Source organism: Mycolicibacterium arseniciresistens (genome assembly GCF_030519285.1).
GTDB lineage: Bacteria > Actinomycetota > Actinomycetes > Mycobacteriales > Mycobacteriaceae > Mycobacterium > Mycobacterium arseniciresistens.
This window is the reverse complement of the sequence record NZ_JAUMSQ010000440.1, coordinates 1-4,080: the sequence shown is the minus strand read 5'-3', so window position 1 is coordinate 4,080 and position 4,080 is coordinate 1. Positions and strand designations below refer to the sequence as shown.

Sequence of the window (4,080 nt, the reverse complement as noted above, 5' to 3'; positions counted from 1 at the left end):
GGTCGACGATCGCGCCAGAGGCGTCCTCGGCCGCCGGCGCGAGACCCGCGTTGCGCAGCGCCGTGAGCACCTCGCCGATGGGCGCCTGCGACACCGCCACCGTTGGCGCCAGCAGCCGCATCTCCAGGGCCTCGGCGGCCGGTGCGCTCACCGCCTGGGCGAGCAGCACCGCGTCCTCGCACCGGACGAACGAGCTGGCCATCCCGACGCGCAACTGCCCGTGCCTGCGAGCGACGTCGTCGATCAGGTACGTCAGGCCCTGCGGCACCGGGGTGCGGGAGTGCCGCTCGAACAGCGCGTGCAGCTCGCTGGCCGTGCGGCCGGTGTCCAGAGCGCGGCGGATCGACCCCTCGCTGATCCGGTACACCATCGCGGCGCCCGCCGACTCGACGATCGCGACCGCGGTGAGCTGCTCGGCCAGTTCGCGTTCCAGCGGCCCCGGCACGACGACGGTGAGGTCGGCCTGCAGCAGGAAGTGGTCGATGGGCTTGGGCATCACCTTCTGCATGGCGGCGATGACGTCGTCGGCCGGATCGCCTGCGAGCAGCTTGCGGCCGGGCCCGGTGATGGCGCCACGTCCGACGACACCCAGCGCGTGCGCCTCGGTGAGCAGACTGCCGACGGGTTCGGGCTGCAGTCGCACGGCCCAGCGCGGGCGCTGCCAGATCATCGCGGCCGACGCCGAGGCGGCGTCGGCGCCCGCGCCGTGGGGGAGGCCCGCCAGCACCGTCAGCAGCAACCGGCGGTCCAGCGGAGCCGCCGTCGAGTACAGCGAATCCGACAGCGCAGCATAGGGTTTGCCGTCCGGACCGCGGGTCGCGATGAGGCTCGGCCTGCCGGGCAGGTCGAGCCAGGTCGACGCCACCAGATGCCACTTCGCGGCGCTCGACGATTCGACGAACCGGTCGGCGGCCACCGTCGGCGCCCAGTGCGGGCCCGCGCCGTCGCCGGGATCCGGTTCCGGCATGCCTGCCGCGATCAGCCCTGCGGCCGCCGACAGCTCGACGATCAGGCCGAGCCGCTGCTCGTCGATGCCGGTGATTTTCGTCAGCCGCTTCATGTCGCGCACACCGAGGCCGCCGCTGCGCAGCTCGGGAACCGGCGTCGCCGCCAGGGTCTCGATCACCAATTCGACCTCGCGCAGCAGGTCGAGGGCCGCACCGGCGGCGACGGCGTCCACGTCCGCGCCGGAGGTGGTCGAGACCGTCGGGTCCGGAGGGGTGAGGTCCACCGGGCCGGGCGCCTCACCGCGCAGCACCTGGCCCACCAGCCGCGGCAGGATCACGGTCTCGTCGTCGACCTGGCGCAGCAGCCCCGCGGCCAGCAGGCGTGGCACGGGCCGATCGGCCGGGGTGCCGGGGGCGGCGTCTCGGGTGCGCCCGACCGGCGAGCCGTTCACCAGCCGCGACAGCAGCTCGGTCTGGGCGGTGTCGAGGCCATCGAGGCGGCGGGCGATGTCCCCGGGGGACGGCGCGGCGGTCTCGACGACGGCCTGGCCGGGATACCAGGGCAGACCCGAAGACGCCTCGGCGGCCACCCGCACCTCCGCCCCGCCCCACACCAGTGCGCGTTCGCGCAGATCGTCGACGGCGGCGTTGAGCGCCTGGTCGTCGGCGCGGCCGTCGAACAGTTCGACCAGCTTGGTCAGTGGGACGGCCGTGGTGTCGGCGTGCAGCACGAGCAGGCCGTCGAGCACCGCCAGCCGCAGGAAGTCGAGTTCGTCGGTGGCCGCCTTGACCGACTGCCGGGACGTCGCCCGTGCCGCCAGCGCGGCGACGTTTCCGGGCGGCGGCTGGGTGAGGTCCGGGCGCAACTGCAGCAGCCTGACGAGCTGCTCGTCGGGCAGTTCGGCCAGCCAGGCGCCCAGCGGGACGCCCGCCGATCCCCGGGTGGTGTCACTCCGGCCCGGCGGCGGAGTCTTTTCGGTCATTGCTGACCAGCGTAAAGCCTCCGCCCGACCTCGCCAGCACGCCCGGCGTTTGCCACAATGTGTACGTGGCTGACAAGAAGAAGAAGCAATACGTCGACAACGGCTGGCCGGCGCACCTCGACGGCGACGAGCACGCGGTCAGCGAGCTGGCCGCCGACCGCACCGGCGCGCTGTCACCGTTCGGCGATCTGACGTTTCCTCTGCCGGCCGACCAACTGCCGTACACACACCCCGTCACCGTCGTCAACAAGTAACGGTGACCGGCGGGGAGCTGTCCCACCTCGACGAGTCCGGCGCGGCCCGCATGGTCGACGTCAGCGCCAAGAACGCCACCCGGCGCACCGCCGTGGCCACCGGGGTGCTGCACACCCGCCCCGACGTCGTGGACCTCATCACCGCAGGCGGGCTGCCCAAGGGTGACGCGCTGGCGACCGCGAGGATCGCCGGGATCATGGCGGCCAAACGCACCAGCGACCTCATCCCGCTGTGCCACCAGCTCGCCCTCACCGGGGTCGAGGTGGACTTCGACATCGAGGACGCACGTGTCGTGATCACCTCCACGGTCCGCAGCACCGACCGCACCGGCGTCGAGATGGAGGCCCTCACCGCGGTGAGCCTGGCCGCGCTGACGCTCTACGACATGATCAAGGCGGTGGACCGCGCCGCGCGCATCAGCGACATCAGGGTGCTGCACAAAGAGGGCGGCAAGACCGGCGAGTGGACCAACCCGTGACGCGTACCGCCCGGGTCGTCATCGCGTCGACGCGGGCCGCGGCCGGCGTCTACGAGGACCGCACGGGCCCGCTCATCGTGGACTGGCTCGAACAGCGCGGCATCGGCACACCCGCCCCGGTGGTGGTTCCCGACGGCCGCGACGTGGCCACGGCGCTGTCCGCGGCGCACGCCGACGACGTCGACCTCATCGTCACCTCCGGCGGCACCGGCATCTCACCCACGGACGGCACGGCCGACGCGACGGCCGCCTTCGTCGACTACCAGATTCCCGGCCTGGCCGACGCGATCCGGCGGGCCGGCGAGGACAAGGTGCCCACCTCGGTGCTCTCCCGCGGTGTCTGCGGGGTGCGGGACCGCACGCTGATCGTGAACCTGCCCGGCTCACCGGGCGGCGTCAGGGACGGGCTGGCGGTGCTCGACCTGGTGCTCGAACACGCACTGGACCAACTCGTCGGGAAGGACCATCCGCGATGACGGCGATCGTGCTGCGGGCCGAACTCACCGAGGAGCCGATCGACCTCTCCGGCCACGAGGATCTCGTCGCGCACGAATCAGCCGGGGCGGTGGTCGGATTCGCCGGTGTGGTCCGCGACCACGACGGGGGCCGCACGGTGCAGAGACTCGAGTACTCCGCCCACCCGACAGCGGCGCAGGTGCTCGAAGAGGTGGCCGCCGAGATCGCCGCGGCGGGTCACGGCGTGCGTGCGATCGCGGTGAGTCACCGGGTAGGGCCGCTGGCGATCGGCGACGCCGCCCTGGTGGCCGCTGTGGCAGCCGACCACCGGGGAGCGGCGTTCGAGACCTGTGCCCGGCTCGTCGACGCCGTGAAGGACCGGCTACCGGTGTGGAAGCACCAGTTCTTCGGCGACGGCTCCGACGAGTGGGTCAACTCCGCCTGACGGCGCTCAGGCCGGCGGCGGAACCGGAGCAGGCGCGGGGGCCGGTGCCGGCAGCGGTGCGGGAACAGGCGCACCCAGCGGAGCAGGCGCAGCCGCCGGATTCACGGGGGCACCGACTGGCGCGTTCGGCGGCGGGCCACCCGGGGTGTCCGGCGTCGTCAGCGGCCGCTGCGTCAGCGCCAGCAGCGCGTCCTGGCCGGAGATGTCCTGGGTCTGGATCGCGTGCCAGATCTCCTTGAGGTACGTCACGTTCGGGCTCTGCTGCTGCCCGGTCGGAGCGAGCGCCGCGCCCGGGGGCAGGTTCTCGGGGCTGGCCAGGTGCGGGATGCCCTGGGCCATCGCCGGCAGGTCGCCGGGCACCGCGGGAAGGCCGGCAGGCATGCCGCCGGACATCGCCTCGTTGGCCGCGTCGAACATCGGCTGCGGGATGTTCACCGCGTTGAGCGGCGCCATCGGATCCGCTGCCGGGGCGGCAGGCGCGGCGACGACACCGGGTGCCGGTGCCGGAGCCGGTGC

The 4,080-nt window shown here is 73.2% G+C and carries 5 protein-coding genes and 1 pseudogene; 4 read left to right on the top strand and 2 right to left on the bottom strand.

Annotated features, from left to right (window positions below; all coding sequences use genetic code 11):
• On the bottom strand, nt 1–1,930 hold a 1,930-nt coding region (locus Q2100_RS30110), incomplete at its 3' end, for a helicase-associated domain-containing protein (protein WP_302916965.1).
• 65 nt (nt 1,931–1,995) lie between these two features.
• On the opposite strand from Q2100_RS30110, the gene Q2100_RS30105 reads away from it, so the two are divergent.
• The 4 genes from Q2100_RS30105 to Q2100_RS30090 are packed head-to-tail and all read left to right on the top strand — an operon-like array spanning nt 1,996 to nt 3,564.
• Nucleotides 1,996–2,184: a hypothetical protein gene (locus Q2100_RS30105; protein WP_264015618.1), complete on the top strand. Its 189-nt coding sequence runs from the start codon at nt 1,996–1,998 to the stop codon at nt 2,182–2,184.
• Nucleotides 2,185–2,234: 50 nt separating this feature from the next.
• Nucleotides 2,235–2,663, top strand: a complete 429-nt coding sequence (gene moaC / locus Q2100_RS30100; RefSeq protein ID WP_276009684.1) for a cyclic pyranopterin monophosphate synthase MoaC — start codon at nt 2,235–2,237, stop codon at nt 2,661–2,663.
• Nucleotides 2,660–3,139: a MogA/MoaB family molybdenum cofactor biosynthesis protein gene (locus tag Q2100_RS30095; RefSeq protein WP_302916964.1), complete on the top strand. Its 480-nt coding sequence runs from the start codon at nt 2,660–2,662 to the stop codon at nt 3,137–3,139. The genes moaC and Q2100_RS30095 overlap by 4 nt, the downstream gene beginning before the upstream one ends.
• A complete protein-coding gene (locus tag Q2100_RS30090; RefSeq protein WP_264015621.1) occupies nt 3,136–3,564 on the top strand; it encodes a molybdenum cofactor biosynthesis protein MoaE in 429 nt (142 codons plus the stop codon). The genes Q2100_RS30095 and Q2100_RS30090 overlap by 4 nt, the downstream gene beginning before the upstream one ends.
• Before the next feature lie 6 nt (nt 3,565–3,570).
• Here Q2100_RS30090 and Q2100_RS30085 read toward each other — a convergent pair.
• A pseudogene (locus Q2100_RS30085) lies at nt 3,571–4,080 on the bottom strand (transglycosylase family protein); the annotation flags it as partial.

Excerpts from the sequence above, each read along its gene's own strand:
- moaC (WP_276009684.1), top strand. The coding sequence starts at position 2,235 with ATGGTCGACGTCAGCGCCAAGAACGCCACCCGGCGCACCGCCGTGGCC.
- Q2100_RS30090 (WP_264015621.1), top strand. The coding sequence starts at position 3,136 with ATGACGGCGATCGTGCTGCGGGCCGAACTCACCGAGGAGCCGATCGAC.